Origin of the sequence: Streptomyces sp. NPDC005393 (assembly GCF_040606675.1) — a bacterium.
Classification (GTDB): Bacteria; Actinomycetota; Actinomycetes; order Streptomycetales; family Streptomycetaceae; genus Streptomyces.
This window is the reverse complement of the sequence record NZ_JBEXFG010000004.1, coordinates 51654-78575: the sequence shown is the minus strand read 5'-3', so window position 1 is coordinate 78575 and position 26922 is coordinate 51654. Positions and strand designations below refer to the sequence as shown.

Sequence of the window (26922 nt, the reverse complement as noted above, 5' to 3'; positions counted from 1 at the left end):
GGGCTGGGGAGCCGGTGGGATCAGCCCTCGGCCTTGTCCTGCTCGCCCTGGGACTCCGCGGGCGCCTCGGCGGCGGCCTCGGCCGCTGCGGGCTCCTCGGCGCTCTCAGCGGCTTCCGTGGCCTCGGTGGCCTCGGTGGTGGCCTCGACCGTCTCGCCGGTCTCGTCCTCGTCGTCGAGGTCCACGGTCTGGCCCTTGTCGTCGACGACCGTGGCGGCCTCGACCACGACGGCCAGCGCCTTGCCGCGGGCAACCTCGCCGACCAGCATCGGCACCTGGCCGCCCTCGACGACGGCCTGGGCGAACTGGTCCGGGCTCATACCGGAGGACTGCGCACGGCGCATCAGGTGCTCGGTGAGCTCCTCCTGGCCGACGGACAGCTTCTCCTTGTTGACCAGCTCGTCGAGGACGAACTGGGTCCGGATGCCCTTCTCGGCCTGCTCCTTGAGCTCGGCGTCGAACTCCTCGGCGGTCTTGCCCTGCATCTGCAGGTAGGACTCGAGGTTCAGGCCCATCTGGCCGAGCTGGTGGTGCTCCAGGTTGTGCTTACGGGTCTGGATCTCGTCCTCGAGGAGCTTCTCGGGGATCGGCACCTCGACCAGCGCCAGCAGGGCTTCCAGCACCTTCTCCTGGGCCTGGGTGGCCTGCTCGAACTTCTTCGACTGCTCCAGGCGCCTGCGGCTGTCGGCGCGCAGCTCCTCGAGGGTGTCGAACTCGCTGGCCAGCTGGGCGAAGTCGTCGTCCAGCTCGGGCAGCTCGCGGGCCTTGACCTCGGTGACCTTGACCGAGACCTCGGCCTCCTTGCCCTGGGCGGAGCCGCCCTTGAGCTCGGAGGTGAAGGTGGCGGAGCCACCGGCCTCCAGGCCGGTCACGGCCTCGTCGATGCCCTCGAGCAGCTCACCGGAGCCGATGGTGTAGGTGACGCCCTCGGCGACACCGTCCTCCAGCACCTCGCCGTCGACCTTGGCCTCCAGGTCGATCACGACGATGTCGCCCTCGGCGGCGGCGCGCTCGACCGGGGTGGTGGTGGCGAAGCGCTCGCGCAACTGTTCGATCGACGCGTCGATGTCCTCGTCCGAGACCTCGACGGAGTCGACGGTGACCTCGATGCCGGAGTAGTCCGGGATCTCGACGTTCGGGCGGATGTCCACCTCGGCGGTGAACGCCAGCAGCTCGTTGTCCTTGAGCTCGGTGATGTCGACGTCGGGCTGGCCGAGCGGGTTCAGCTCGCCCTCGTTGACCGCGTCGGTGTAGAACTTCGGGAGCGCGTCGTTGACGGCCTCCTCCAGTACCGCGCCGCGGCCGAAGCGCTGGTCGATGATACGGGCCGGGATCTTGCCCTTGCGGAACCCAGGCACCGTGACCTGCTGGTTGATCTTCTTGTACGCCGCGTCGAGGCTGGGCTTGAGCTCCTCGAAGGGCACCTCGACAGTGAGCCGAACCCGAGTCGGGTTCAGGTTCTCCACGGCGCTCTTCACGGTTCGGTCTCCTTGGGGGCTGACGTGTGGTGTTCTGCTGCGGTGCGCTGTTGCGTCGCAGCGGATGGCGTCCGGGAGAAAAGACACAGACGCGCAGCTTGCATAGTAACCGCAAGCATGACGGGCCCCACAATGCGATCTTGATGTTTGTGATGGTCGGGGTGGCCGGATTCGAACCGACGACCTTCCGCTCCCAAAGCGGACGCGCTACCAAGCTGCGCCACACCCCGTCGGTGCGACACGTAGGGTACATGCCCGGGGACACCCCGGCTGCCGGTTATTCGACTGGTGGGCAAGGGTGTGCAGGGAACGGCCCGGACCCGCTACGATGCATCCCGTGCCGCGGCTCGGGCGATCATGCCTGTGCGTGTGGGACCGGGCGACCGGCCATCCACCCCGTACGCGGCACGCGCGGGCGTAGCTCAATGGTAGAGCCCCAGTCTTCCAAACTGGCTACGCGGGTTCGATTCCCGTCGCCCGCTCCACGACGTCCGGCCCGGCCCCGGGGAACTCCCCGAGCCGGGCCGTTCGCATTCCCGGGGCCGCCCCGAGGGCCGGGTCAGATGTCTACGTCGCTGATGGAGCTCGCGACCGAGTCGAGGAAGTGCTGGATGTCCGGCGCGAGGTCGGATGAGGCCAACAGGAAGCCGAAGAGCGCCGCGACGAGGGCCGGCCCCCACTTCACCTGTCCATTGCGGATCATCAGCACCAGGATGATGCCCACCAGCAGCACCAATGACAGGGAAATGGCCACAACTGATCACACACCCTCGGTCGCACATGTCTACCCCGGCCCCGGAAGCACGCGACCTCGCACACCCCCGCGGCACCATCGTGCCATCAACTCCCGCCGTACAGCAGCCGGGTGGAGCGACCTCCAGTCATCAGTGCACACGAAACCCACCCTGCCGCTACCCGCCCCGGAATCCTTCACACAAACAGGCACGGGTGATGCCTGCCACAATTCGAGGAGGCACGCGGGGGTGGAATTCCGACCTGATCCGATAGCCCGTGCGGGAATTGGGAATTCGTCCGGCGGTCGCTCGACCGGGTGACAAAACATCAATGAATCAGACATTCCGCTTGCGCCTCCTGCGGGGCAAATGCACCATTTAAACAGGATGAAACACGGCAGAACGGGCAGTCCGCGCCGCCCCGCAGGGCGAGGAGATCGTTTTGTCGACTCCATAAGGGCCGACTATCGGCCGAGTCGCGGAAGCTATTACTGGCAAAGAACTGAACGAGGTTTTACGGAATACAGGTTTCAGCGCTATCGTGCCTCGGATGTTCCACGCTGCCATGACTCCCCTACGCGCAGTGCGGTCCCGGGTGCTTTCCCTCAGTTCCTGGTGGGAGGGCCTGTGACCAACTCCCTGCGCCCGCACGGTTATCAGCGGGCCCCCCTCCCACCGGCCCGGGAGGCGGAGCCCACTCCCCCCATGCCGCGGGGCCAAGAAGCAGGGCACCGGGCCACCGCCCCGGCCGCCTCCAGCGCCCCCGCCGGACAGAAGCCCAAGCAACGGGACGCGTTCTTCGACAACGCGAAGTACCTCGCGATCGTGCTGGTCGCGATGGCCCACTCCTGGGAACCGCTCACCGACGGCAGCCGGACCGCGGAAGCGCTGTACATGACCGTGTACACCTTCCACATGCCGGCCTTCATCCTGATCTCCGGCTACTTCTCGCGCAGCTTCGACATGCGGCCGGACCGGCTCAAGCGGCTGATCACCGGGGTCGCCGTGCCGTATGTGATCTTCGAAGTGGCGTACACCCTCTTCAAGCGCTGGGCGGACGACGATCCGACGTACGACTTCAGCCTGCTCGATCCCTGGTACCTCACCTGGTTCCTGGTCGCGCTCTTCGCCTGGCGGCTGACCACCCCGATCTGGAAGCTGGTGCGCTGGCCGGTCCCGCTGTCGCTGGCGATCGCCACGCTCGCGTCCGTCTCGCCCGACATCGGCGACGACCTCGATCTGCAGCGGGTGCTCCAGTTCCTGCCGTTCTTCGTGATCGGCCTGTGCATGAAGCCCGAGCACTTCCAGCTGATGCGGCGGCGCCAGGTCCGGATCCTGTCGGTGCCGATCGGTCTGTGCGCCCTCGTGTTCGCCTACTGGGCGGCGCCCCGGATGAGTTCTGCGTGGTTCTACCACCGGGACAGCGTCCAGGAGCTGGGCGCCCCGCCGTGGACCGGCCCCGTGATGACGCTCGCCCTCTTCGGCTGCTCGATGGTGCTCGTCAGCTGCTTCTTCTCCTGGGTGCCGCGGCGGAAGATGTGGTTCACCGCGCTGGGCGCCGGGACGCTGTACGGCTACCTGCTGCACGGCTTCCTGGCCAAGGGCTCCCGCTTCTGGGGCTGGTTCGACGACTACCAGTGGCTGCACAAGCCGCTGGGCGAGATCACGGTGACGCTGATCGCCGCCTCCGTGATCACCGTGCTGTGCACACCCCCCGTGCAGCGCGCCTTCCGCTTCGCGATGGAGCCGAAGATGGTGTGGGCCTTCAAAAAGGACCCCGCCGAACAGGCCCGCAGCCGTACGACGACGGCGGCCTGAGCCAAGACGGCGAGGACCCGTGGGGCTGGACCGTGCACGCACGGCCCAGCCCTCTTGCCGTGTCGCCGGGTGTCCCTCAGCCCCGCCGGGGCGTCTCCCGGCGCAGCGCCGCCCGTGCGGGCAGCGTCGTCGCCACGAGGCCGAGCGCCACGGCGAGGACCATGCGATGGCGAAGCAGCGGCGGGCGGGCGTCCTCGCCGACCACGTCGTATCCGCCTCCGAGGGCCCTCCCCGCCGGCAGGGCGGCCCGCGCCGGGTCCGTATGGGGTGTGGCCGCGGCCATGGGGCTGCCGCGCACCGGGGTGCTCGTCCCGGCCCGGCGGGCTCGGGCGACGGCCGCCGGCTGGAGACCGCCTCGGCGCAGGGCGTCTCGGGGAGCGGCCGCGAGCCGGCGGCGGTGCAGGACCTGGACGTCGTACGGGCGGCCTGGACGCCCTGGGGCCGGCGAGGAGGTCACCGACCGAGACGGCTACGCGGCCGCTCAGGACGAGCCGTATCGGGGGTAGGGCTGACCCCGCCGGGTGCGGGATGGGTGCCGGGGGATGCTTTGCCGTACGGCCCGGGTTCGGCGGGGGTGGGAAGAAGCCGGGCTAATGGCGGCAGATCAGCAGCAGCGCTCGGTCGTCGTTGACGTCCTTGGCGACCGTTTCGATCAGATGCCAGGCCGCGCCGTGGAAGCCGGAGGCCACATAGCGGTCGGCCTCGCCCGTCAGGCGGTCGATGCCTTCGCTGATGTCGCGGTCGGCGGTCTCGACGAGGCCGTCGGTGAAGAGCATCAGGACGTCGCCGGGGCGCAGCGTGCCCTTGGTGGGGTCGAACTGGGCGACGTCGTAGACGCCGAGGAGCGGGCCGTCGGCGGACTTCTCCTCCCATTTGCCGGTGCCCGCGCTCAGCTGGAGCGCGGGCAGATGTCCGGCGGAGAAGAGCTCGAAGTCGCCGCTGTCGAGGTCGAGTACGAGATGGACGGAGGTCGCGAAGCCCTCGTCCCAGTCCTGGCGGAGGAGATAGCCGTTGGCGGCCGGGAGAAAGCCGTGCGGGGGCAGCGAGCCGAGGAGGCCGCCGAAGGCGCCGGAGAGAAGCAGGGCGCGGGAGGCGGCGTCCATGCCCTTGCCGGAGACGTCGGTGAGGACGACTTCGAGGGTGCGGCCGCCGCCGGTACGCGCGGCGACGACGAAGTCGCCGGAGAAGGACTGTCCGCCGGCCGGGCGCAGCGCCATCTCACGGTGCCAGCCGCGCGGCAGGCCGGGCAGCTTGCTCTGGACGCGGATGCGCTCTCGCAGGTCGAAGAGCATGGTGCCGCCGCGCCGCCACGGCACCCCGACCCGGCTGCGGAACTGGGCGATCAGCAGGCCGAAAAAGCCGACGGCGGCGACGACCAGGATGGTGCCGGGGGTGACCCGGGAGGAGGCGTCCTCCTCGGTGTAGGGGCCGAGGACGGCGGACTCCACGATCAGGGCGCTGGCGGCGGCCGCGTACAGGGCGAGCAGGCTGGCGGGGCGCAGCAGCAGCCCGCCCGCGACGATGGGCAGGACGAGGGCGGAGGGGGCGCACCAGTCGGGCTGGGCGATGGTGCCGCAGGCGACGGCGGGGACACCGAGGAGCAGCGCGGTGAGGGCGAGCCGGTCGGAGCCTTCGCCGCGGAAGTAGTCGACTCCGGCTTTGCGCACGCCTGTGCGAGCCCGGTGCAGAGCCTTGCGCATCCGGGCCATCGGAGTGTCCGCGCCGCCAGTCATTGCATCGGGACCCTACCCACCCGTTCGGACGCGCGTCGATTCGTGGCGCGTTGAACCACCCACCCAGGGGGGCAATTGTAAGCGAATTTCGTTCGCGTGTATGGGAAACTGCTGCTAGGGATAAGAATATGACGACTGAGCAGCGGGTGCTCGATCCCACGATTTGGGATGATTGGTACGGAAAGCTGGTGCTCGCGTTCGGCGGCGTACCCGAGGCGCCGGAGGAATCCGCGCTCTGGCGGGACTTGACCGAATGCGAGCGCTCGATCGGCGCCTGGGACGGCGAGGACATCGTCGGCACGGCCGGGCTGTTCAGCTTCCGGCTGTCGGTTCCGGGCGGCGCGGTCGTACCTGCGGCCGGCGTCACGATGGTCAGCGTGCAGGCCACCCACCGGCGGCGCGGGGTGCTGCGGGCCATGATGAGGCGCCAGTTGGACGATGTGCGCGCGGCGGGCGAGCCGCTGGCCGTCCTGACCGCCTCCGAGCCGGACATCTACGGACGGTTCGGGTACGGCGCGGCCACACAGAGCGCCTTGGCCGAGATCGACACCACCCGGGTGCGGCTGACCGTCCCTGAGGGCACCGATGACGTGAGGCTGCGCGCCGTGGCGCCGAATGCCGCCGTCGGGGCGTGCGAGGCGGTCTACGCCCGGCGGGTGACCGAACGGCCGGGCATGCTGGAGCGCCGCCCCGGCTGGGAGCGGGTGCCGCTGCTGGACCCGCCGGGCGAGCGCGAGGGGGCGTCCCCGCTGCGCTGCGTGCTGGCCGAGTCGGGCGGCGAGGTCACCGGATACGCGCGCTTCGCGGTCAGGCCCGACTGGGATCCGGCCGGACCGAAGGGCGTGGTCGTGCTGCGCGATCTGGAGGCCCTGGACCCGGCGTCGTACGCGGCGCTGTGGCGCTTCCTCTTCGACCTCGACCTGACCTCGGCGATCAGGACGGGCGGCCGCCCGGTCGACGATCCATGGCACCACCTGGTTTCGGACATCCGCCGGTGCGCCGTACGGCTGCGCGATTCGCTGCATGTACGGCTGGTGGATCTCGGCGCGGCGCTGGAGGCGCGAACGTATACGACCCCGGTGGACGTCGTCCTGGAGGTCACGGACTCCTTCTGCCCCTGGAACGAGGGGCGCTGGCGGCTGACCGGCGACGCGAAGGGCGCCTCCTGCACACGCACCAGCGACGCCCCCGATCTGCGGCTCGGCGTGCGGGAGTTGGGCACGGCGTACCTCGGCGGGGTCTCGCTGGCGGCGCTGGCGGGCGCGGGCCGCGTCCAGGAGGCGCGGCAGGGCGCGCTGGCGGAGGCGTCGGCCGCCTTCACTTCCCTCGTCGCCCCCTGGCTTCCCCACGGCTTCTGAGGCGGCCCTCAGGCCTTTAGCCCCTAGGCTTTCAGGCCCTTAGGCCCGCTGGCAGTCCGGGCACCAGAACAGGTTGCGGGCGGAGAGGTCGGCGGTGCGGATCTCTCCGCCACAGATATGGCACGGCTGTCCGGCGCGGCGGTAGACATAGACCTCTCCCCCGTGGTCGTCGACGCGCGGCGGGCGGCCCATCGCCTCGGGGGTGTGCTCGGGGCGGACGCTGTCGATCCGGTTGTTCCGTACGCCCTCGCGCATCAGCTCGACGAGATCCGACCAGATCGCGTCCCATTCGGCGCGCAGGAGCCGGCGGGCGGGGCGGTAGGGGTCGATACCGTGCCGGAAGAGGACCTCGGCGCGGTAGACATTGCCGACACCGGCGACGATCTTCTGGTCCAGCAGCAGCGCGGCCACGCTGACGCGGCTGCGGGAGATCCGGGCCCAGGCGCGGTCGCCGTCGTCCGCCGGGCGCAGCGGATCGGGGCCGAGCCGGTCGTGGATCGCCCGCTTCTCCTCGTCGGTGATCAGCGCGCAGGCCGTCGGCCCGCGCAGATCGGCGTATCCCGTGGGGTTCGCCAGCCGCAGCCGGACGGTGTCGGTGGGCGGCGGGGCGGGGGCCGGCCCGAAGCCGTACGTGCCGAAGAGCCCCAGATGGACATGGACCCATCCGGTGGCGGCGAAGTCCAGGAAGAGGTGCTTGCCGTGCGCCTCGGCGTGGTGCAGCTCCTGCCCGTCGATCAGCGCGGCGCCGTCGGCGAACTTGCCCTGGGGGCTGGTGGCCCGGACGGGCCGGCCGCCGAAGGTCTCGAGGTGGTCGGCGGCCAGCCGGTGGATGGTGTGCCCTTCGGGCATCAGTCGCCGTGGGGGTGGTGGGCGGGGATGGGCGGCAGCTCGCCGGTGGTCTCGTAGGCGGCGAGCATCTGGATGCGGCGGGTGTGCCGCTCCTCACCGGAGTACGGAGTGTTCAGGAAGATCTCGACGAACTTGGTCGCCTCTTCCTGGGTGTGCATCCGGGCGCCGACGCTGATCACATTGGCGTCGTTGTGCTCACGGCCGAGGGCGGCGGTCTGCTCGCTCCAGGCCAGGGCGGCGCGTACCCCCTTGACCTTGTTCGCCGCGATCTGCTCGCCGTTGCCGGATCCGCCGATCACGATGCCGAGGCTGCCCGGGTCGGCGGCGGTCCGCTCGGCGGCGCGCAGGCAGAACGGCGGGTAGTCGTCCTGGGCGTCATAGATGTGCGGGCCGCAGTCGACGGGCTCATGGCCGCCCGCCCTGAGCCAGTCCACCAGGTGGTTCTTGAGTTCGAAACCGGCATGGTCGGAGCCGAGGTACACGCGCATAGCCCGAGTGTGACATGGCCGTGTCGCTCATGCCGCGCCGGGTAGGCGGGACGGAAAAACCTTTCGGCACCAAAGAACCTCATGAAAACGTCAAGTAACGATCCGGAATCAAAGGTTCAACAAATGGTCCTCCTGAGATTCACTGGCGTCGCTCGTACCGCGAGAGCAAAGGAACCGAGCACATGAGCGCACAACCAGCGACCACCTCGAAGCAGCAGGCGCCGGGCGGCTCCGGACCAGGCTCCCCCGACGGCCTCAAGGCCGGACTCAAGAACCGCCATCTGTCGATGATCGCGATCGGCGGAGTGATCGGCGCCGGCCTGTTCGTCGGCTCCAGCGCGGGGATAGCGAAGGCCGGGCCCGGCATTCTCGTCTCGTACGCGCTGGTCGGCCTCATGGTCGTCCTCGTCATGCGAATGCTTGGCGAAATGGCCGCCGCCAATCCCAGCTCAGGCTCCTTCTCCGCCTACGCCGACCGGGCGCTCGGCCGCTGGGCCGGTTTCTCGATCGGCTGGCTGTACTGGTTCTTCTGGGTCGTGGTGCTGGCGGTCGAGGCGACCGCCGGCGCCAAGATCCTGGAGGGCTGGTGGCCCGCCGTACCCCAGTGGGGCTGGGCGCTGATCGTGATGGTCGTGCTCACCGCCGCCAACCTGGTCTCGGTCTCCTCCTACGGTGAATTCGAGTTCTGGTTCGCCGGGATCAAGGTCGTCGCGATCGCCGCGTTCATCGTGATCGGCGGGCTCGCGGTCTTCGGGCTGCTGCCGCACTCCGACAACGCGGGCGCGGGGCTGTCCCACCTCACCGACCACGGCGGCTTCCTGCCCAACGGACCGGGCGCGATCCTCACCGGTGTGCTGCTGGTCGTCTTCTCCTTCATGGGCAGCGAGATCGTCACCCTGGCGGCCGGTGAGTCCGAGGACCCGCAGCGGGCCGTCTCCAAGGCGACCAACAGCGTGATCTGGCGGATCGCGGTCTTCTACCTGGGCTCGATCTTCGTCGTCGTGACCCTGCTGCCGTGGGACTCCAAGGCGATCGCGGACAAGGGAAGCTACGTCGCCGCGCTCGACTCGATCGGCATCCCGCACGCCGGCGACATCATGAACGTCATCGTGCTGACCGCCGTGCTCTCCTGTCTCAACTCCGGCCTCTACACCGCCTCCCGGATGGCCTTCTCGCTGGGCCGGCGCGGCGACGCCCCGGCCGCCTTCGGCCGTACCACCGCGCGTGGCGTCCCGCAGGCCGCGATTCTCGGGTCGGTCGTCTTCGGCTTCCTCGCCGTCTGGTTCAACTACCAGTGGCCGGACACGGTCTTCAACTTCCTGCTGAACTCCTCCGGTGCGGTCGCGCTCTTCGTGTGGCTGGTCATCTGCTTCACCCAGCTGCGGATGCGCGGGATCATCCTGCGCGAGAACCCGGAGAAGCTGATCGTCCGGATGTGGCTGTTCCCGTATCTGACCTGGGCGACGATCGGGATGATCTCGTTCGTGCTGGTCTACATGCTCACCGACAAGGACGGGCGCGAGCAGGTGATCCTCTCCGCGCTGGTGGCCCTGCTGGTGGTGGGCTTCGCCCTGGTCCGCGAGCGGATCACCGGGGCCCGCGGCCCGGCCGCGGCCGACCCCGCCACCAAGGAGTCGGTGGCCCCGTAAACGGCCACGATCCACGCGTCGCCCGCGCACGAGCCGTGCCGTACGAGCCGGGGCCCGCACCCATGGAGGGTGCGGGCCCCGGCCGCGTGGTGGTCGCGGCGCCTGTTCAGCCGCGGCGGCCGAGCAGCTTCCAGGCGGCGGGCAGCGCGCCCATCGCCAGCGCGGCCTTCAGCGCGTCCCCGATCAGGAACGGGGTCAGCCCGGCCGCGACCGCCTGGCCGAGGGATATGTGGGCGGCCACCGCGAGGTACGGGACGCCCACGGCGTAGATGATCGCGGAGCCGGCCGCCATGGTGCCCGCGGTGCGCAGCACCCCGCGGTCGCCACCGCGCCGGGCCAGCGCGCCCACCACGGTTGCGGCGAGCAGCATGCCCAGGACGTAGCCGAAGGACGGCGCGGCAGCGCCGGAGCCGCCCTCGGCGAACCACGGCATGCCCGCCATGCCGACCAGGGCGTACAGCGCGAGGGAGAGGAAGCCCCGCCGGGCCCCGAGCGAGGTGCCGACCAGCAGCGCGGCGAAGGTCTGGCCGGTCACCGGCACCGGCGAGCCGGGGACGGGCACCGAGATCTGCGCGGCGAGACCGGTGAGCGCGGCGCCGCCGAGGACCAGCGCGGCGTCACGGACGAGGACGCGCCGGGCGGGAAAGACCGCGTCCGCGAGGACGGTACCGGGCGAGGCGGCGGCAGAAACAGTGCTCATCAGCGAGGCTCCGAGGTGAGAGGCGGTGCGGACTACGGCGACGTTAGCCCAGTGAACGATCGTCGATCATCGTCGAATGGAACAAAGGCCGGGCCATGCGCTTGGCGGCTTCGGGCAGATCACCGCGATACGCAGCGTGACCATGGTGTCCGATATGCAGAAAATTCAGAGATCATTGTTGTCCTCATCGGACGCGCGCTTCACACTGAGGACGTTTTGCATCCGCCCGCTCCGCACGCAACAAGGGTTGAAGACGAACACATGAACAGGACACCTGCGTCCCCGGCGCCACAGAGCGCTGCCGAGGCTACCGGCGCGGGCGCGACCGCCACGCCCCCGCTCTCCCATGGCCTCAAGCAGCGCCATCTGTCGATGATCGCCCTCGGCGGCGTGATCGGCGCGGGCCTGTTCGTCGGCTCCGGCGCCGGAATCGCCGCCGCCGGTCCGTCCATCGTGATCGCGTACACGCTGTCCGGGCTGCTGGTGATGCTCGTCATGCGGATGCTCGGCGAGATGTCGGCCGCCAACCCGGCCTCCGGCTCCTTCTCCGTGCACGCCGAGCGGGCGATCGGGCCGTGGGCGGGGTTCACGGTGGGCTGGATGTTCTGGATCCTGCTGTGCGTGGGCATCGCGGCCGAGGCGATCGGCGCGGCGGGAATCATGGTCCAGTGGTTCCCGGGCACCGATTCCTGGATGTGGGTCGCCCTCTTCATGGCGGTCTTCTGCGGTACGAACCTCGCTGCGGTCAGCAACTTCGGCGAGTTCGAGTTCTGGTTCGCCGCGCTGAAGATCGCCGCGATCACCCTCTTTCTCGTGCTGGGCATCCTCGCCATCCTCGGCGTCCTGCCGGGCACCGACGCCCCGGGCAGCGCCAACCTCACCGGTGACGGCGGCTTCCTCCCCAACGGTGTGGACGGCCTCGTCGTCGGCCTGCTGGCCTCCGTCTTCGCGTACGGCGGACTGGAGACGGTGACGATCGCCGCGGCCGAGTCCGAGAACCCGGTCAAGAGCGTCGCCGGCGCCGTGCGCACCGCGATGTGGCGCATCGCCCTCTTCTACGTCGGCTCGATGCTGGTCGTCGTCACGCTGATCCCGTGGAACGACAAGGCGGTCGTGGCCGACGGCCCGTACGTGGCGGTCCTCGACCACCTCGACATCCCGGCGGCCGGGAACATCATGAACGTCATCGTGCTGGTCGCGCTGCTCTCCGCGATGAACGCCAACATCTACGGCGCCTCCCGCATGTCCTACTCCCTGGTCACCCGCGGCGAAGGCCCCGCCTTCCTCGGCAAGGTCAGCTCCGGCGTACCCCGCCTCACCGTCCTCGCCTCCTCCCTCTTCGGCTTCGTCGCGGTGCTGCTCAGCTACTGGTGGCCGGACACCATCTTCAAATGGCTGCTCAACATGGTCGGCGCCGCCGTGCTGGTGGTCTGGGGCTTCATCGCCGTCGCCCAGCTACGGACGCGCAGCCGCCTCGAGCGCGAGGGGCCCGAGAAGCTCGTGGTAAAGATGTGGCTCTTCCCCTACCTGACCTGGGTCGCACTGGCCGCGACAGTCGGTGTGCTGCTGCTGATGCTCCGCGAGAGCGACACCCGCACCCAGCTGTACGCCACAGCCGTGATGACGATCGCCCTGGCGGTCATCGGCTATGTGCGGCAGCGCGCCGTGGTCGCGCGGCGCGAGGGCTGATCAACGCCGGGCTTCGGCCTCGGCCTGCCAGTCGGCGAGCCGCTCACGGTTTTGGACGACGAACGGGTGCTCGGGTCCGAGCATCCGTTCGCGGCGTTCGATGAGCTCCTGGAGCCCCGCGATGGCCTCATCTCACTTGCCCAGCCCGTGGGAGTGCCGCTGCGGCTCAGGCAGCCGCGGGGTCAGTTCGTCCAGAATGCGGCGCAGTTCATCCGCGACCTCCGGCCGCGCCGCCAGCAGCCGACGCACCCGGCCCTGCCATTCGGTGGTCAGCTCGGCCTCGGACTCCTCATCGCCCGTCTCGCGCGCGAGGAGCAGATCGGCGCGGTTCGCCTCGAACTCGTCGCCGATGCCGTCGGCCCTGGCGGGCTGGAACCGCTGCCAGAGGGCGACCAGACCGTCCCAGGCGGACTCCCAGGCGTTGGTGGCCATCAGCGTGACCATGATGGTGCCAGCGAGCCGGGGGCTGAGACCCATCCGGACCACCAGGCCGACGCCGGACCGGGTACCTCACATGGAATCGCTTGATAAAACGCTTGCTTCACATCAAGCACTTTTTCCGGAGGTACCCCCAGCCCGCTGTCCGGCGTCAGGCCAAGCCCCAGACGGCAGGCGCCGCGACCGGCCACCGCCACCGCCGGCCCGACGCCCGGCAACGCGGCCCGGCCCCGCTCCTACCTGCCCCCATGCTCAAGGCGCCGAAGGCGCGAAACGAAACCCGCACCACGCCACCGGCCCGAGCACCGGCACCGGCACCGGCACCGGTCAGTCGAAGATCGGGCCGACCGTGCGGGTCCGCTTGATCTCGTAGAAGCCGGGCGTCGAGGCGACCAGCAGGGTGCCGTCCCACAGCTTGGCGGCGGCCTCACCCTTGGGGGCGGGGGTGACGACCGGGCCGAAGAAGGCGACCTGCTCGCCGTCCGAGCCCGGGGCGGCGATGACGGGGGTGCCGACGTCCTGGCCGACCAGGTCGATGCCCGCCTTGTGGGAGGCGCGCAGCTCGGTGTCGTACTCGTCGGAGTCGGCGGCGTCCGCGAGCTCGGCGGGCAGACCGGCCTCCTCCAGGGCGGCGACGATCGTCTCGCGGTTCCTCTCCAGGCCCTGGTTGTGGAAGCGGGTGCCGAGGGCGGTGTAGAGCGGGCCGAGGACCTCGCTGCCGTGCTTCTGCTCGGCGGCGACGCAGACCCGGACCGGGCCCCAGGCGGTCTTCATCAGCTCGCGGTACTCCTCGGGCAGCTCATCGAGCTTGGGCTCGTTCAGTACGGCCAGGCTCATCACATGCCAACGCACCTCGACCGGGCGGACCTTCTCCACCTCGAGCATCCAGCGCGAGGTCATCCACGCCCAGGGACACAGCGGGTCGAACCAGAAGTCGGCAGGAGTCTTGACGGTCTCGGTCACGGTATCTCCTCGGCGCACGCAGATGAATCAGACAGGGATCAGATACTGCAGATCAGATACTGAAAGATCAGTATCTGCTTCAAGCAACGTGGGAGGGATCCGACCGCATTCCCCGATTCCCCCTGTCAGTGCACCGTGACATGATTTCGGCTGTCCGATATCCGAGACACTGCCGAGGGAGCTACGTCGTGCCCGGTGAGAATCTGACCCGTGACGAAGCCCGCGAGCGGGCGAAGCTGCTGGCCGTGGACGCGTACGAGGTGGCGCTCGATCTGCGGTCGGCGGTCGGGGAGCACACCGGGCGCGGGCCGCGCACCTTCCGCTCGACCACGACGGTCCGCTTCCGCTGCGCCCAGCCGGGCGCGGGGTCCTTCATCGATCTGCTGGCGCCCTCGGTGACCGAGGTACGGCTGAACGGCCGGGAGCTGGACCCGGGGGCCGTCTTCGACGGGACGCGGATCGCGCTGGACGGGCTCGCCGCCGAGAACGAGCTGGTGGTGGACGCGCAGTGCGCGTACAGCAGGACCGGTGAGGGGCTGCACCGCTTCGTGGACCCCGAGGACGGCGAGGTGTATCTCTACACCCAGTACGAGCCGGCCGACGCCCGCCGGGTCTTCGCCAACTTCGAACAGCCGGACCTCAAGGCGCCGTTCACCTTCTCGGTGACCGCCCCGGACGGCTGGACGGTGCTGAGCAACGGGACGGTCGCCGGGGTCGGGCCCGCGGGCTCCGAGGGCGGGGGCGCGATCACCCGCTTCACCCCGACCCAGCCCATCTCGACGTACATCACGGCCGTCGTCGCGGGCCCGTACCACTACGAGTCGGACCGCTACAGCCGCACGCTCCCCGACGGCTCGGTCCTGGAGATCCCGCTGGGCGCGCTGTGCCGCAAGGGGCTCGCCAAGCACTTCGACGCGGACGACATCTTCACCGTCACCAAGCAGGGTCTGGACTTCTTCCACGACCACTTCGACTACCCGTACCCCTTCGGCAAGTACGACCAGGCGTTCGTCCCCGAGTACAACCTCGGCGCGATGGAGAACCCGGGGTGTGTGACGTTCCGCGAGGAGTTCATCTTCCGCGGCAAGGTCACTCAGGCGTCCTACGAGGGCCGGGCGAACGTCATCCTGCACGAGATGGCGCATATGTGGTTCGGCGATCTGGTGACCATGGAGTGGTGGGACGACCTGTGGCTCAAAGAGTCGTTCGCGGACTTCATGGGGACCTTCTCGCTGGTCGGGGCGACCCGCTTCACCGACGGCTGGATCACCTTCGCCAACCGCCGTAAGTCCTGGGCCTACCGCGCCGACCAGCTGCCGTCCACCCACCCCGTCACGGCCGACATCCGCGACCTGGAGGACGCCAAGCTCAACTTCGACGGGATCACCTACGCCAAGGGCGCGTCCGTGCTCAAGCAGCTCGTCGCCTACGCCGGGCAGGACGCCTTCCTGGAGGGCGCGCGGCGCTACTTCAAGCGGCACGCGTACGGCAACACCCGGCTGGCCGATCTGCTGTCGGTGCTCACCGAGACCTCGGGCCGGGACATGGCCGCCTGGTCCCGCGCCTGGCTGGAGACCGCGGGCGTCAACGCGCTCACCCCGCAGGCGACGTACGACGCGGCCGGGCACATCACCGAGCTGGCGGTGGTCCAGGAGGCCGCCGAGAGCACTGTTTCCGATGATGCGGCTCCGCCGCGTGGCACGCTGCGGCCGCACCGGATCGCCGTCGGGCTCTACCGGAAGGACGCCCCCGCCGGAGAGGCCGCCGGGGCGCTGGTGCGCTATGCCCGTGCCGAGGTCGACATCGACGGCCCCCGTACGGTCGTCACCGAGCTGACCGGGGCCGGGCGGCCCGATCTGATTCTGGTCAACGACGACGACCTCACCTACTGCAAGATCCGCTTCGACGAGGACTCGCTGGACACCCTGCGCGAGCACCTGGGCGAGCTGGCCGACCCTCTCGCCCGCGCGCTGTGCTGGTCCGCGCTGTGGAACATGACCCGGGACGCCCTGATGCCCGCCCGCGACTACCTCGGGCTGGTGGAGAGGTTCGCCGGGGCCGAGACCGACATCGGCGTGCTGCAGATGATCCAGACATGGGCGCTGTCCGCCCTGCACCACTACACCGCGCCCGGCAGCCGTGAGGAGGCGGGCGGCCGGATCGCCGAGGCCGCGCTGCGCGAGCTGCGGCTCGCCGCGCCGGGCAGCGGGCATCAGCTGGCCTGGGCCCGGTTCTTCGCCCAGGTCGCCGACGCCGACGCCGAGCTGCGGCTGCTGCGCGGGCTGCTGGACGGCACGGCCAGGATCGACGGGCTCGATGTCGACCAGGAGCTGCGCTGGACGTTCCTGGCGTCGCTCGCCGCGCACGGGGCGGCCGACGAGGCGTTGATCGCGGCCGAGCTGGCCCGTGACGACACCGCCTCCGGCAAGCGGCACCAGGTGCGCTGTCTGGCCGCCCGGCCGTCGGCCGCGGTCAAGGCCGAGGCATGGGAGGCGCTGGTGGAGTCCGACCGGCTCTCCAACGCGCTGGTGGAGGCCACCATCTCCGGCTTCGACCAGCCGGGCCAGCGGGAGCTGCTGGCGCCGTACGCACCGCGCTACTTCGAGGTGATCGAGCGGATCTGGCAGGAGCGGTCGATCGAGATCGGGATGGCGATCGTGCGGGGGCTGTTCCCCGGCACCCAGGGCGACGCCACCACGCTGGAGGCGACCGACGCCTGGCTGGCCGGCCGTCCGGACGCGGCGCCCGCGCTGCGGCGGCTGGTTCTGGAGGCGCGCGACGACCTCGCGCGGGCGCTGCGCGGACAGGAGTGCGACGCGCGGGCGGCCGTCTGACGGCTCCGGCAGCCGCTCGGGGCAGAGGGGCGGGGACCCTTTCGGCATTCGAACTGCCGTACTTTAGTGCGGTGTTGTCCAGTTTTGTCGACGAGTCTGTAACAGCGGTTAGCGGGTGGAGCGGGGACGGGAATGGCGGGGGCATGAGCCACAACACGCCGCTGACACCCCGCCCCCTCCACCACCTCTCGGACGTCCAGCGCCGGGTTCTGACGTCACGTCAGCTACGCGAACACGGTGTGACCGCAGCCGTCGCCGCGGAGCGCTGCCGGGCCGGCGGTCCCTGGCAGCAGATTCTGCCGGGCGTCCATCTGCTCCACCCCGGCCCCGCCACCAGCGAGGAGCGGCTGCTCGCGGCGCTCCTGTACACCGCGAGCCGCGGCCAGACGGCGGCCTCCGGCGGGCAGCCGGGGAGCGGCGGGGAGCCGGCCGGCGGCGGCGAGGCGATGATCACCGGGCTCGCGGCGCTCGCCCTGCACCACTTCTCCTCCGCCCCCCCGCTGCCCTCTCTCGACCGGGTCGACGTCCTGGTGACGCGCACCCGGCGGCTGCGCTCCACCGGCTTCGTCCGCTTCGTACGGGCGGGCACCCTGCCCAGCCCCCAGTACGTGGCCGGGGTGCCGACCGCGCCGGTCGCCCGCGCCCTCGCCGACGCGGTCAGCCGGCTCACCGACGCCGCCCTGGTCCGCAGGCTGCTCACCGAGTCCGTACGCCATGGCCACTGCGAGGCGGCGACGGTCGTCAAGGAGCTGAGCTCGGCCCGGCTGCTGTCCCGGCCGCATGTCGTGGACGCCGTGGACGCGCTGCTCGCCGAGGGCCGGGCCATCGCCGAGGGGCGGCTGTACGACATGGTCCGCGGCTACGGCCTGCCCGAGCCGCTGTGGAACGTCGAGCTGCGGCTGCCCGGCGGCCCCCGCCTCGGCGGGGTGGACGCCTACTGGCGGGAGGAGGCCGTGGCGGTCGAGATCGACGCGCGGGCGCCGCACCCCGACGAGCACGCCCCGCGCGGCGGGTACGGCCGCAAGCGCGAGCATCTGGAGGGGCTCGGCATCACGGTCGTCCGCGTCACCCCGAAGAAGCTCCGGGAGTGCCTGGAGGAACAGGCCGCGGTGGTCCGTACCGCCCTCATCGCCGCGGCCGACCGCGACCCGGCGTCCTATGTGGTCGTCCTGCCGCGTTGAGCGCGCGGCCCGGTCCGCGGCTCACGCCTTGCGCAGCAGCAGTTCGGTGTTGCGGTCGTCCGGGTCGCCCGCGAGCTTCTGGCTGGCGCCCGGCGCGTTGAAGGACAGCTCGCGGTAGAGCGCGGCGAGACCGGTCTGGGACAGGTCCTCGAAGTCCGTGCGGTGCGGGGCGGCCGACTCGATGAGCGTGGTGAACAGGGACAGCGTGCCGTCGTGGTTGTCCACGACCTCGATGACCCGGGCCAGCTGGGGGAAGTCGACGTGCGAGGCGGTGGTGATCTCCCAGAAGGTGCCGTGCGGGGTGATCTCGTTCTGGTGGCTGTGGCCGTTGATCCAGGCCAGCACCTGGGGGTTGCGCTTGAAGAGGGCGACGATCTCGTCACCGCCGTGGCGGGCCTCGCCCGGCCGGGCCGGGTCGCGATTCATGTTGCCCATGCTGTCGCTGTAGTGGTGGCTGAAGACCAGGACGTAGTCGTCCTTGTGAGCCTTCAGGGTCCGCTCCAGCCAGCGCAGTTGGGCCGTGCCGAGCGAACCGGTGTAGTGGCCGCCCGGGTCGGTGGTGTCCAGGCTGATGCCGATGACGTCGTCGGAGATCCGGAACGAGTAGTAGAGAGTGCCCTCGTCGAGGTTGGCCTTGGTGTAGCCGTGGCCGACCGGGCCGGGCCCGGTGTGGGCCGGGTCGAGGTGCGCGGCGAGGTACTCGACTTGTGTGAACGGCGCGCGGCGCTCATCGGGGGTGACGGTGCGCATCTGCTTGGTGTGCGCCTTCAGCAGCGCCTTCAAGTCCTTGCCCTGGGGATCGGCGCCCTTGCGCGTGCCCTTGTAGATCTCCTCGGCCTCGGCGGCCGGAATGATCTCAAGCTTGCGCTTACCGGTGGCCAGCTCCGCGAGGTAGTCGCCGCCGAAGGAGTAGACGCCGCCCGCCAGATCGTCGTGGTTGCCGATGGTCGAATACCACGGCAGCCGCAGCCCGGGGCTGTTGACGGTGCGCAGCGCCGCCTTGAGGAAACCGTCGATCCGCGGGAAGCCGAGCTGCTTGTCGGCGTCGCGCAGCGCCTGCTCGGGGTGCCAGAACGCCTTGAGACCGCTGTTCTGCACGCCCTCGTAGTGGCGCGGGTCGCCGGTGTTGGGGGCGATCCGGCCGCCGTTCATCGAGGTCAGGAACCAGTCCAGCTCGATCTTCGAGTTGTTGTCGGTGTTGTCGCCCGTGGTCATCACGAAGGACAGCGGGGCGCCGGTGGCGGGCCCGCCACGCAGCCCGTTGACCCGCTCGATCAGGGAGGCGACGCCGACGACGGTCAGCGCCTCGTGCGGCCGCCAGGCCCCCGTCCGCCCGGAGCGCAGGAACTCATAGCGCAGCGGGTGCTGGACGTCGGTGAGGTGGAGGTCCGTCAGCTGGACGAAGGAGGCGAGCGCGGTGCGCCGGTCCTCGCGGCCGCCCTTGGCGCCGGTGATCTCGGTGCGCACCTTACGGGCCCAGGCCGGGCCCTCGCCGAGCCGGCGGTAGCCGGTGCCGGTGCGCGCGGCGGAGAACGTCTCCAGCGTCGTACCGGCCTTGGAGGGCGCGGCGGGGGCGGTGACCACCCGGCGGCCCGCGGCGCGCACGGTGGCGGGCTGCGAGGCGTCCGCCGAGCCGCTGGCGGGTCCGAAGGCGATCCCGAGACCGGTCGTGACACCCGTGGCGGCGGTGGCGGCGAGGAAGGTGCGACGATCGAGAGCGGAGGCGGCGGACCGTATGCGGGACATACGCGATCTCCCCGAGTAGATACGCGGAAGCGGCGGGCAGTCGGCGCTGCCCTTCACTTCGGATCGTTGGCTTCGGGGATGGCCTGCGCGTAAACGACGTGGCAACGCCCGTCGCCGAAATCGACACGTGGATCTTGGCGGGAGCAAACAGTCATCGCGCGCTGGTGAACCGGCAGTCTTCCGCTCACCGGGTGTTCATGCGGCCGGGAAGCCGGATGCGGGAAAAGTCACGAGCCGGTTACGTCACAGCCTGAGAGACTGGTCGGCGGGTAGGCGCCCGGAACAGGCACGACCAAGGAAAAGGGTAGATATGAGGATCGGAATCGTCGGAGCGACCGGCCAGGTCGGCGGAGTGATGCGCAGGATTCTCGCCGAGCGCGATTTCCCGGCCGAGCAGCTGCGGCTCTTCGCCTCCGCCCGCTCGGCGGGCCGTACGCTCCCGTGGCGCGGCACCGAGATCGCCGTCGAGGACGCGGCCACGGCCGACTACTCCGGTCTGGACATCGTGCTCTTCTCCGCGGGTGGCGCCACCTCCAAGGCGCTGGCCGAGAAGGTCGCCGCCCAGGGCCCCGTCGTGATCGACAACTCCTCCGCCTGGCGGATGGACCCCGAGGTTCCGCTGGTCGTCGCGGAGGTCAACCCGCACGCGGCCGTGGACCGCCCCAAGGGCGTCATCGCCAACCCGAACTGCACCACCATGGCCGCCATGCCGGTGCTGCGCCCGCTGCACGAGGAGGCCGGTCTCACCGCCCTGGTGGCCACCACCTACCAGGCCGTCTCCGGCTCCGGGCTGTCCGGCGTCGCCGAGCTCGACGGCCAGGTCCGCAAGACCGCCGACCGCGCGGCCGAGCTCACCCACGACGGCGAGGCCGTCGAGTTCCCCGAGCCGGGCGTCTACGCCCGCCCGATCGCGTTCAATGTGCTCCCGATGGCCGGGAAGATCGTCGACGACGGCCGGCACGAGACCGACGAGGAGCAGAAGCTCCGCAACGAGAGCCGCAAGATCCTGGAGATCCCCGGGCTCAAGGTCTCCGGCACCTGTGTCCGCGTCCCGGTCTTCACCGGCCACTCGCTCCAGGTGAACGCCCGCTTCGAGCGCCCGATCAGCGTGGAGCGCGCGTACGAGCTGCTGGCCGGCGCCCCGGGCGTGGCCCTCTCGGAGATCCCGACCCCGCTCCAGGCCGCCGGCCAGGACCCGAGCTTTGTGGGCCGGATCCGGGTGGACGAGACGGTCGAGCACGGTCTCGCGCTCTTCCTCTCCAACGACAATCTGCGCAAGGGCGCGGCGCTGAACGCCGTGCAGATCGCCGAGCTGGTGGCGGCCGACCTGGGCTGATACCCGGGGCGCGCTTCATCCCGGGCCCCGTGGGAGCGGCCGAGGCCGCTCCCACGGGGCCTTTACTGGTTCAGTCGCCGCGGCCGCAGGCCGTGCCGTCGCGGTTGCGGTCGAGGCGGTGGCGGTCACGGCCGTGGGTCTTCATGGCGCCGTATCCGCGCGCGAGCAGCCATGCGCAGCGGTCGGCCTTGGCCACGCCACGGGGGAACCTCCACGGCACGCACTGGTCGCCCGTGCCGTAGGTGTGGTCGCACCCGTCGTACCCCTCGGCCAGGGTCACCGCCCTGGCGCCCCGCTGCTTCTTCGGCTTGGGCGCGGCGGACGGATCGTCGGCGAACGGCTGGGTGTGGGCGGTGGCGGCCGTCTCGCCGCCGATGTGCACCCAGCGGGAGGCCGAGGGGACGCCGTCCGCGCCCACGACGGAGAGCATGTACCAGCCGGGCGGCGCGAGGTTGGGGTTGCTGGTGAGGTTGAGGTCGATGGTGTTGCCGCCGGCCACGGTCATCGGCAGGTCGACATAGCGCTGGTTGGGGTCGGAGGAGTGGGTGACGGCCGCGGGCCGGATCAGCGACGCCTTGGTCACCGGCCTGTCCACGGTGATGCGCTGTGTCGAGCCGTACGCCCACTCACCGGACGCGGCCGAGGTGATGCGCGGCCGCGCGCCGCGGAAGAGATACGGCGGCTCGTAGATCGAGATCCGGCGGTCGAAGGAGCCGTCGCCGGGGTTGTTGCCGACGCTCAGCACCCGTCCGTCGGGCAGGAGCAGCGACGAGGAGTGGTAGGTCCGCGGGACCGGGTCGGTGGCCAGGCCCGGCTCGAAGGCGCCCGAGGCGGGGTTGAACAGCGACGCCTCGAAGACCGGCTTCTCGCGGTAGGTGTGCAGGGCGCCGCCGGTCTCCAGGACCTTGCCGTCCGGGAGGATCACGGTGGAGACGTAGACCTTGCCCTCCTCGCCGGTCTGTGCGGTGCCGTCCTCGTAGTGGCCGTGCGGCAGATCGGGGCCCGGGACGTACGCGGGGTCGTCGGCTTTGAGGTCGATGAGGTCGGTGAGGCGGTGGGCGTTCTCGGTGATGGTGTGGTTGCCGCCGCCCACGGTGAGCACCCGCTGATCCTGGGCCGGGGGCAGCAGTACGCTCATCGACTCGTCGCGCTCATCCTTGCGGCGCAGCCCGGGTACGTCGGTGATGGTGCCCATGTCGTAGTCGTAGAGGGATGCGCCGGTGCCGGGCAGTCCGACGCCGAAGACATGGCTGCCGGTGTAGAAGAGGCGGCCGTCCTGGAGCAGGATCATCGCCGGGTACAGGCCCCAGAAGCTCCAGGTCTGCTTCTCGCAACAGCCCTTCCAGGCACCGGTGGTGTGGTCGAAGCGCTCGTTGAGGACGGTGCCGTTCGCGGTCTCGTCGAGGCCGCCGAAGGAGGTGACGTCGCCGTTGCCCATGGCGGTGGCCGAGGGGTACCAGTGTCCGGCGATCATGTCGTTGGTGCGGGTGTAACGGTTGGTGGCGGGATCGAAGACGTACGAGGTCTTCAGGCCCTTGTAGCTGACGCTGCCGTCGAGCGCCGCGTAGTCCTTGTTGCCGCCCATGACCAGGACGCGGCCGTCCGGGAGCTGGACGTGCCCGGCGCAGAAGAAGTCGTCGGGGGTGGGGATGTCGGTGAAGGTGTCGGTCGCGGGGTCGAACACGGTGGTCTTGAAGGTCCCGGCCTTGAACGCGTCGCGGTCGTTGCCGGAGCCCGCGATGAGCAGGACCTTGCCGTTGTTGAGCAGGACCGAGTGGATGGCCCGGACCGGGGAGGGCATGTCGAGGACGGTCCAGCGGCCGTCGCAGGCGAGGCTGGTGTCCTCGGGGGCGCAGACCGGTTCCTCGGGGCCGGGGACGGTCGCGTCGGTCATGGCGTAGTCGTCGGTGGCGAGGGTGCCGGTGCCGTAGAGGGTGATGCCCCAGGTGATCCGGTCGGTGCCGGCGGGGACGGGCGGGGTGCGGACCTCGGCGCGCGCGTAGTCGGAGGTGACGGGGAGCGTCTTGAGATCGGTCCACCAGGTCCAGCCGCCGGCGGCGTCGTGCCGGAAGAGCGTGATGACGGTGTTCGGCGAGGTGGTGCGGTACCAGGCCGACACGTCGTACTGGTGGTCCGGGACGACGGCCGGGGCGCAGTCGTTCTCCAGCATCATCATCTTGCGGTCGCCGGAGGCGAGGCGGGTGATGGTCAGTTCGACGGCGTGGCCGCCGCTGTGGGCGCCGGCGGCGCCGGTGACGGTGAAGGTGTGGTCGTTGTCGCCGTAGCCGGACTTCTCGAAGCAGGTGGGGAAGCCGTCGGCGCCGAGGTTCTCCAGACCGGGGTTGGTGATGAGGTTGGGCGCGGCCTTCGCGGCGGCCCGGGCGTCGGGGTCGGGCGGGGACAGGGCGAGGACGACGGACGCCAGGGCGGTGAGCAGGGCGGCCAGCAGTCGGCCTGCCCTTCGTCGTCCGGCCTTTCGGGGTGGGCTCGGTCTCCTCATGGGTTCCCCTCCTGTTGGACTGATCGGTGGTTTCCCGGGCCGTGCGGCCTCAGTTCCCGGGCCGGTTCCGGGTCTCGTTCCGGGTCTTGAGGATGTCGATGCGGCCGCCGCCCTCGCCGAAGGTCGCGACGGGCGTCGAGTGGCGGAGCAGGTCGGCGATCGTCGGCATCTGCGGGTTGTCCCGCTCGCCGCGCAGGGCGGGCGTGGAGACGACGTAGTCGATGTCGCGCCAGCCGTGCGGCAGGGTCTTGGCGATGGCCGGGTCCTGGTCGACCTTGTAGTGCCAGATGGCTCCGGTGCCCGGTCGCAGACCGCTGTCGACGGCGTCGAGCCACAGCACTCCGTCGACGACCATGCGGGTGTCGGCCGGGTGCGGGATATTGCCGTCGCGCAGCCAGCGGGCGGCGTCGTAGTAGGCGTCGGTCTCGGCCGTGGTGGCGTTGTGGCGGTCGGTACGGGACCAGGGCGGGGCGATCAGCAGGGCGGCGGCGGTCAGCAGCAGCGCGGCGGCGACGGCGCGTACGCCGCGTACGCCGCGTACGCCGCGTACGCCCCGCGCACCGCGGGCGAGGCGCCCGGCGGGCAGCGCGGCAACGGCCGCCTGGGCCACCGCGGTCAGGGCGATGGCGAGGAACGGCAGCAGTTGGATGACGTACATCTTCGGCAGATAGCCGCCGGGCCGCATCGCGACGGCGGCGAGCAGCAGGGCGGCCAGGGCCGGGCCGCGCAGCCGCAGCCCCGACCGCCGGGGCAGGGCGAGGACGACGAGGGTGGCGGCCAGCCCCGCCAGCGGCAGGACGGGGTCGGCCTCGAGCCACTGCCGTACCAGCGTGTGGGCCTCGGTCCCGGAGCGGAACATCGAGCCGGTGCCGGCCCGCCCGGCCAGCTGGAACTTGAGCGTGCCGAGCAGCGAGACATGGCCGGCGCCCGGCAGCAGCTCGTTCTTGAGCAGGGCGTACAGCGGATAGAGCAGGGTGATGCCCAGCAGTCCGGAGGCGAAGCCCGCGATGGAGAAGGTGCGCGTCCTGCGGTGGCTGCCCTGCCAGAGCGCGACGACCACGGCGGGCAGGACGACGGCGATGGTCTCCTTGGACAGGATCGCGATCGCGAGGCAGACACCCGCGCCGACGTGGTGCCACAGATGACGGCGCGGGGACAGGGCGTAGGCGAAGGCGGCCAGCACCCACAGGACGGCGAAGTTGTCGAGGTAGATCTGCCGGCCCAGGGTCACCGAGAGCGGCGAGAGGGCGTAGAGCAGGGCGGCGCCCGTGGCCGCCCAGCGGTTCAGCCCGCCGCGGCGGGCGACCAGGCAGGTCAGGGCGGTGGTGGCGGCGGCGACGGGCAGCATGGCGATCCGGCCCTGGACGAAGGTCGGCAGGTCCGGCAGGAGCCAGGACGGCAGCCAGGACAGGGCGGCCAATTGCGTCCAGCCGAGCGGTGGGTGGTCGTACCAGTACGTGTAGTGGGCCAGGCCCTCCCCATGCTGTACTGCCCACGCCTGCGCCAGATAGGTGCCCTCGTCGTCATTGGGAAAGGGCAGTCCGCCGATGTTCCAGGCGCGGACCGCCACAGCGAGCATCACCACCGGCAGCAGAAGTGCGAGGTCCGGCGTGCGGCCGGTGCGTAATCTCCGCACCCTGGGCACAGGCGTATCCGCCGTGCCCATGGAACGCGCGGACGAACCCTCTTCCACGGGCAATGTGACGTACCCCACGGAACCCCCCTCAGAACACCGTCGGCACGGCTTTCCAGAACACCAGCGAACCATAACGGGCAGATAAATTCCCGGTTTCAGAGCGGCGACATGTTCCGGTCGGCCGGCGATGTCCCGCGAATACGGAACAACACAATCCGTAATTGACGCCCGGGAAAATCGGATGCTACGGTCTCGTCCTGTTTCGCCGGAGCACCGCTGGAATCCATTGGGGGGAATTCCATGGCGCTTTCCGCCGTGTTGTTGTTCGTGTCGCTGGTGCTCATGGCGTCGGCCGCCATCACGCTGTGGTGGATGATGCATGCCTGGCGCACGCCCGAGACCCTCGAAGCCACCGCGTTCGCCGAGCCCGACGGCGAACACCGGTTGACCTTCTCACTGCTGGTCCCGGCCCGGCACGAGGAGGCCGTGCTGGCCCATACCGTCGAGCGGATGCTCCGCATCGACCATCCGGACTTCGAGATCGTGGTGATCGTCGGTCATGACGACCCCGGCACCGCCGCCATCGCACACCGGCTCGCCACCGTCCATCCCGACCGGGTGAAGGTCGTCACCGACCACCATGAGCGGAAGAACAAACCGCGGGCGATGAATACCGCGCTGCCGCATTGCCGCGGCGAGATCATCGGGGTCTTCGACGCGGAGGACATCGTTCATCCCGAACTCCTCACCCATGTCGACTTCGCCTTCCACCGCGATGAAGGGGACGGCAGACGCACGGATGTGGTACAGGGCGGCGTCCAGCTGATGAACTACGAGAGCAGCTGGTACGCACTGCGCAATTGTCTCGAGTATTTCTTCTGGTTCCGCAGCCGATTGCATTTACACGCCAGAAAGGGGTTCATTCCGCTCGGCGGCAATACTGTCTTCGTACGAGCCGATCTGCTGCGCGCCACCGGCGGCTGGGACGGCGACTGCCTGGCCGAGGACTGTGACCTGGGCGTACGGCTCTCCAGCGGCGGCGCCAAGGTCCAGGTGGCCTATCACGCGGCGCTCGTCACCCGTGAGGAGACACCGGGCTCCCTGGTCGCCCTCTACAAGCAGCGCACCCGCTGGAACCAGGGCTTTCTGCAGGTCCTGCGGAAGGGCGAGTGGCGCCGGCTGCCCGGCTTCGGGCAGCGCGTGCTGGCCCGCTACACCCTCACCACCCCCTTCCTCCAGGCGTTCAGCGGGGTGGCCGTGCCAATCGGCGCGGGCGTGGCGGTGGCGGGCGGAATCCCGCTGCCCGCGGCGCTCTTCGCGTGGCTGCCGGTGCTGCCCATGGCCGCGATGATGGCCTTCGAATGCGCCGCGCTGCACGACTTCGGCAGGCAGTACGGCGTCAGGATCCGGCTGCGGCACTACGCCCAGCTCGTCCTCGGCACCCCCGTCTACTCCCTGGTCCTCGGCGCCGCGGCCGTGCGGGCGGTCTGGCGCGAGTACACCGGGCGCAACGACTGGGAGCTGACCTCCCACGTCGGCGCGCATCTGAACAGCGCGGAGCCGGAGGCGAGTGAGCCGAAGGGGCGCGCCGCTGTCGTAAGGGAGAGCGCGCGCAGGCCGCGAGGAACGAGTGGCCGAGCACGGTCGACCGTCGACAGGGGCTAAGGCGCCCCGGAGGCGAACCGAGCCGCGAAAAACCGGAGGCGAGTGAGCCGAAGGGGCGCGCCGCTGTCGTAAGGGAGAGCGCGCGCAGGCCGCGAGGAACGAGTGGCCGAGCACGGTCGACCGTCGA

General features: G+C 70.4%; 20 protein-coding genes and 2 tRNA genes. 9 read left to right on the top strand and 13 right to left on the bottom strand.

Going from position 1 to position 26922, the window contains the following annotated elements; translation table 11 throughout:
• Window positions 1-20 precede the first annotated feature (20 nt).
• Together tig and ABZS71_RS06220 are read right to left on the bottom strand one after the other, a co-directional pair.
• Window positions 21-1478: a trigger factor gene (tig, locus tag ABZS71_RS06225; protein ID WP_356207951.1), complete on the bottom strand. Its 1458-nt coding sequence runs from the start codon at window positions 1476-1478 to the stop codon at window positions 21-23.
• A gap of 153 nt (window positions 1479-1631) precedes the next feature.
• Window positions 1632-1708: transfer RNA gene (locus tag ABZS71_RS06220), tRNA-Pro, on the bottom strand.
• Between the two features lie 181 nt (window positions 1709-1889).
• Here ABZS71_RS06220 and ABZS71_RS06215 point away from each other — a divergent pair.
• A tRNA-Gly gene (locus ABZS71_RS06215) sits at window positions 1890-1963 on the top strand.
• A 74-nt stretch (window positions 1964-2037) separates the two neighbouring features.
• On the opposite strand, the gene ABZS71_RS06210 is transcribed toward ABZS71_RS06215, so the two are convergent.
• On the bottom strand, window positions 2038-2232 hold the full coding sequence (locus tag ABZS71_RS06210; protein WP_355848307.1) for a hypothetical protein: 195 nt from the start codon (window positions 2230-2232) through the stop codon (window positions 2038-2040).
• Window positions 2233-2839: 607 nt separating this feature from the next.
• On the opposite strand from ABZS71_RS06210, the gene ABZS71_RS06205 reads away from it, so the two are divergent.
• The gene (locus ABZS71_RS06205; RefSeq protein ID WP_356207949.1) at window positions 2840-4030 is read left to right on the top strand and encodes an acyltransferase family protein; all 1191 of its coding nucleotides are present in this window, start codon (window positions 2840-2842) and stop codon (window positions 4028-4030) included.
• Between the two features lie 76 nt (window positions 4031-4106).
• Here ABZS71_RS06205 and ABZS71_RS06200 read toward each other — a convergent pair whose 3' ends face one another.
• Together ABZS71_RS06200 and ABZS71_RS06195 are read right to left on the bottom strand one after the other, a co-directional pair.
• Window positions 4107-4487 carry a hypothetical protein gene (locus tag ABZS71_RS06200; protein WP_356207947.1) on the bottom strand — a complete coding sequence of 127 codons (381 nt, stop codon included), beginning with the start codon at window positions 4485-4487 and terminating at the stop codon, window positions 4107-4109.
• Window positions 4488-4620: 133 nt separating this feature from the next.
• Window positions 4621-5763: a PP2C family protein-serine/threonine phosphatase gene (locus tag ABZS71_RS06195; protein ID WP_355848313.1), complete on the bottom strand. Its 1143-nt coding sequence runs from the start codon at window positions 5761-5763 to the stop codon at window positions 4621-4623.
• A 128-nt stretch (window positions 5764-5891) separates the two neighbouring features.
• Between ABZS71_RS06195 and ABZS71_RS06190 the strand changes: the two genes are divergently transcribed.
• Complete coding sequence (locus ABZS71_RS06190) at window positions 5892-7121, top strand: GNAT family N-acetyltransferase (protein ID WP_355848316.1); 1230 nt, start codon at window positions 5892-5894, stop codon at window positions 7119-7121.
• A gap of 39 nt (window positions 7122-7160) precedes the next feature.
• On the opposite strand, the gene ABZS71_RS06185 is transcribed toward ABZS71_RS06190, so the two are convergent.
• Together ABZS71_RS06185 and ABZS71_RS06180 are read right to left on the bottom strand one after the other, a co-directional pair.
• Window positions 7161-7970 carry a DNA-formamidopyrimidine glycosylase family protein gene (locus tag ABZS71_RS06185; RefSeq protein ID WP_355848320.1) on the bottom strand — a complete coding sequence of 270 codons (810 nt, stop codon included), beginning with the start codon at window positions 7968-7970 and terminating at the stop codon, window positions 7161-7163.
• Window positions 7970-8458 (bottom strand): ribose-5-phosphate isomerase, encoded by a 489-nt coding sequence (locus ABZS71_RS06180; protein ID WP_355848323.1) that lies wholly within the window; start codon window positions 8456-8458, stop codon window positions 7970-7972. The genes ABZS71_RS06185 and ABZS71_RS06180 overlap by 1 nt, the downstream gene beginning before the upstream one ends.
• A 182-nt stretch (window positions 8459-8640) precedes the next feature.
• On the opposite strand from ABZS71_RS06180, the gene ABZS71_RS06175 reads away from it, so the two are divergent.
• A complete protein-coding gene (locus tag ABZS71_RS06175; RefSeq protein ID WP_356207945.1) occupies window positions 8641-10107 on the top strand; it encodes an amino acid permease in 1467 nt (488 codons plus the stop codon).
• A 106-nt stretch (window positions 10108-10213) separates the two neighbouring features.
• Here the strand turns inward: ABZS71_RS06175 and ABZS71_RS06170 are convergent, their stop codons facing one another.
• Window positions 10214-10807 carry a biotin transporter BioY gene (locus ABZS71_RS06170; RefSeq protein ID WP_355848329.1) on the bottom strand — a complete coding sequence of 198 codons (594 nt, stop codon included), beginning with the start codon at window positions 10805-10807 and terminating at the stop codon, window positions 10214-10216.
• A gap of 261 nt (window positions 10808-11068) precedes the next feature.
• Here ABZS71_RS06170 and ABZS71_RS06165 point away from each other — a divergent pair, with 261 nt between their 5' ends.
• A complete protein-coding gene (locus ABZS71_RS06165; RefSeq protein ID WP_355848332.1) occupies window positions 11069-12496 on the top strand; it encodes an amino acid permease in 1428 nt (475 codons plus the stop codon).
• Window positions 12497-12628: 132 nt separating this feature from the next.
• Here ABZS71_RS06165 and ABZS71_RS06160 read toward each other — a convergent pair whose 3' ends face one another.
• Window positions 12629-12973, bottom strand: coding sequence for a hypothetical protein (locus tag ABZS71_RS06160; RefSeq protein WP_356207944.1), 345 nt, complete (start codon window positions 12971-12973; stop codon window positions 12629-12631).
• Window positions 12974-13261: 288 nt separating this feature from the next.
• On the bottom strand, window positions 13262-13897 hold the full coding sequence (locus tag ABZS71_RS06155; RefSeq protein WP_356207942.1) for a DsbA family protein: 636 nt from the start codon (window positions 13895-13897) through the stop codon (window positions 13262-13264).
• A gap of 188 nt (window positions 13898-14085) precedes the next feature.
• Here ABZS71_RS06155 and pepN point away from each other — a divergent pair, with 188 nt between their 5' ends.
• Both pepN and ABZS71_RS06145 read left to right on the top strand, forming a co-directional pair.
• Window positions 14086-16731, top strand: coding sequence for an aminopeptidase N (gene pepN / locus ABZS71_RS06150; RefSeq protein ID WP_356207941.1), 2646 nt, complete (start codon window positions 14086-14088; stop codon window positions 16729-16731).
• A 143-nt stretch (window positions 16732-16874) separates the two neighbouring features.
• The gene (locus ABZS71_RS06145; RefSeq protein ID WP_356207940.1) at window positions 16875-17912 is read left to right on the top strand and encodes a hypothetical protein; all 1038 of its coding nucleotides are present in this window, start codon (window positions 16875-16877) and stop codon (window positions 17910-17912) included.
• Window positions 17913-17933: 21 nt separating this feature from the next.
• Here ABZS71_RS06145 and ABZS71_RS06140 read toward each other — a convergent pair whose 3' ends face one another.
• Window positions 17934-19658, bottom strand: a complete 1725-nt coding sequence (locus ABZS71_RS06140) for a TIGR03767 family metallophosphoesterase (protein ID WP_356207938.1) — start codon at window positions 19656-19658, stop codon at window positions 17934-17936.
• A 310-nt stretch (window positions 19659-19968) separates the two neighbouring features.
• Between ABZS71_RS06140 and ABZS71_RS06135 the strand changes: the two genes are divergently transcribed.
• A complete protein-coding gene (locus tag ABZS71_RS06135; protein WP_356207937.1) occupies window positions 19969-20994 on the top strand; it encodes an aspartate-semialdehyde dehydrogenase in 1026 nt (341 codons plus the stop codon).
• Window positions 20995-21064: 70 nt separating this feature from the next.
• On the opposite strand, the gene ABZS71_RS06130 is transcribed toward ABZS71_RS06135, so the two are convergent.
• Window positions 21065-23494, bottom strand: coding sequence for a galactose oxidase early set domain-containing protein (locus ABZS71_RS06130; RefSeq protein WP_356207936.1), 2430 nt, complete (start codon window positions 23492-23494; stop codon window positions 21065-21067).
• Window positions 23495-23543: 49 nt separating this feature from the next.
• Window positions 23544-25130, bottom strand: coding sequence for a phospholipid carrier-dependent glycosyltransferase (locus ABZS71_RS06125; RefSeq protein ID WP_356207935.1), 1587 nt, complete (start codon window positions 25128-25130; stop codon window positions 23544-23546).
• 300 nt (window positions 25131-25430) lie between these two features.
• Between ABZS71_RS06125 and ABZS71_RS06120 the strand changes: the two genes are divergently transcribed.
• Window positions 25431-26795 (top strand): glycosyltransferase, encoded by a 1365-nt coding sequence (locus tag ABZS71_RS06120; RefSeq protein WP_356207933.1) that lies wholly within the window; start codon window positions 25431-25433, stop codon window positions 26793-26795.
• The last annotated feature ends 127 nt before the right edge of the window (window positions 26796-26922 follow it).

Bases quoted from the DNA above. Each gene is read 5' to 3' on its own strand.
- ABZS71_RS06160 (WP_356207944.1), bottom strand. From the start codon at position 12,973: ATGGGTCTCAGCCCCCGGCTCGCTGGCACCATCATGGTCACGCTGATG.
- ABZS71_RS06130 (WP_356207936.1), bottom strand. From the start codon at position 23,494: ATGAGGAGACCGAGCCCACCCCGAAAGGCCGGACGACGAAGGGCAGGC.
- ABZS71_RS06140 (WP_356207938.1), bottom strand. From the start codon at position 19,658: ATGTCCCGCATACGGTCCGCCGCCTCCGCTCTCGATCGTCGCACCTTC.
- ABZS71_RS06135 (WP_356207937.1), top strand. From the start codon at position 19,969: ATGAGGATCGGAATCGTCGGAGCGACCGGCCAGGTCGGCGGAGTGATG.
- ABZS71_RS06190 (WP_355848316.1), top strand. From the start codon at position 5,892: ATGACGACTGAGCAGCGGGTGCTCGATCCCACGATTTGGGATGATTGG.
- ABZS71_RS06195 (WP_355848313.1), bottom strand. From the start codon at position 5,763: ATGACTGGCGGCGCGGACACTCCGATGGCCCGGATGCGCAAGGCTCTG.
- ABZS71_RS06180 (WP_355848323.1), bottom strand. From the start codon at position 8,458: ATGCGCGTGTACCTCGGCTCCGACCATGCCGGTTTCGAACTCAAGAAC.
- ABZS71_RS06170 (WP_355848329.1), bottom strand. From the start codon at position 10,807: ATGAGCACTGTTTCTGCCGCCGCCTCGCCCGGTACCGTCCTCGCGGAC.
- ABZS71_RS06185 (WP_355848320.1), bottom strand. From the start codon at position 7,970: ATGCCCGAAGGGCACACCATCCACCGGCTGGCCGCCGACCACCTCGAG.
- ABZS71_RS06175 (WP_356207945.1), top strand. From the start codon at position 8,641: ATGAGCGCACAACCAGCGACCACCTCGAAGCAGCAGGCGCCGGGCGGC.
- ABZS71_RS06145 (WP_356207940.1), top strand. From the start codon at position 16,875: ATGAGCCACAACACGCCGCTGACACCCCGCCCCCTCCACCACCTCTCG.
- ABZS71_RS06120 (WP_356207933.1), top strand. From the start codon at position 25,431: ATGGCGCTTTCCGCCGTGTTGTTGTTCGTGTCGCTGGTGCTCATGGCG.
- ABZS71_RS06165 (WP_355848332.1), top strand. From the start codon at position 11,069: ATGAACAGGACACCTGCGTCCCCGGCGCCACAGAGCGCTGCCGAGGCT.